General features: G+C 47.4%; 1 protein-coding gene. It reads left to right on the forward strand.

Annotated features, from left to right (window positions below):
- Positions 1-356: 356 nt before the first annotated feature.
- Positions 357-986, forward strand: a complete 630-nt coding sequence (locus VZT47_RS10460) for a nitroreductase family protein (protein WP_330224903.1) — start codon at positions 357-359, stop codon at positions 984-986.
- The last annotated feature ends 311 nt before the right edge of the window (positions 987-1,297 follow it).

Raw genomic sequence — 1,297 nt, forward strand, 5'->3', positions numbered from 1 at the left:
ATCCTGCTGGATACGCTAAAATGGGGTTATATAATTGTCTGTTTTTAGGAGTAAATCCTTAAGTGTGTGCCATTACCTGACCAGGGGAGGAGGGGGCGCGAAGCAGGTGTTGCGGGTGTACAAACGGCACCCGGCAATATGTTGGACATTCATTCGAAATGGAAGATATAAAGTAAGCACCGCCAGTTGAGAGCCGAAGGCCAATATAAAAAATTGCGCCCGCAAGGGCGCCACCTTCCCGCAATCCGCAATCCCCAATCCGCTCCCCATTGACTCCCGGTCTAAAAAGCACTATAATTGACATGTTATTCACGAAACAAGTACTCGGAAAACTGCCATAGAGAAAGGATTCCCAAATGATTGAAGCCATTTACAAAAGAAGAAGTATCCGTCATTTCCTCCAGAAAGCGATTCCCGCCGAAGATTTGGAGGAAATCCTGAAAGCCGGCTGCTGGGCACCGTCGGAAAAGAATCAGCAGCCCTGGAAATTCATCGTCATCCGCGGGGATGAGCGGAAAGCCATGGTGAAAAAGCTGAAGGAAGGAATTCAGAAGAACCGGGAAGGCGCGGAAAATGCCATGTTTGGCAAAGAATACGCGAAATTCATTCCTTCTGCCATCTATACCGCAAGAGTTCTTGAACAGGCCCCGGTCATCGTATTTGTCATCAATACAAAGGGTATTTCCTACCGGAAAAATCTTTCTATTCCGGAACACATGATGGAAATTTCCGATATTGAGTCCGTTGCCGCCGCCATCCAGAATATGTGCCTCGAAGCCACGGCCAGAAACATTGGAAGCCTCTGGACCTGCAATGTTTTCTTTGCCTATGACGAACTGAAAGAATGGCTGGGCATAGAAGGAGAAATGGCAGCTGCCATCGCCTTCGGCTACACGGATAAGGAAATCCGCCCCATGCCAAGAAAACCGCTGGACCAGGTGGTGGAGTATCGGGGAGACTATCCCGCTGAGTGGATGGGCAAATAAAATTTTACTATTCCTTGTTGTCATCGGATTTCGGACTTCGGATTTCGGGAAAGTGGCGGGCATCAAATGTGAAAGCCCGCCAGTTTTTATATGGGAAGCGATGCAGCAAAGTGATTAAATCTCCCTATGCGGACCATAGGCCAGGGTCCGCAGGGCCGATATATAAAATTGGGGCTGTACAATAATTACACAAAATATTGAATAGCCGGAGTTTATAAAGTTATCAGTTCTCAGTTCACAGTTCTCAGTGAAGGAGGCCCGCATCAAATTGGATGGCGGGCCATTTTTATACACAGTTTTCATCAGAAATG

The organism is Dialister sp. (assembly GCF_036343215.1).
Lineage (GTDB): Bacteria > Bacillota > Negativicutes > Veillonellales > Dialisteraceae > Dialister.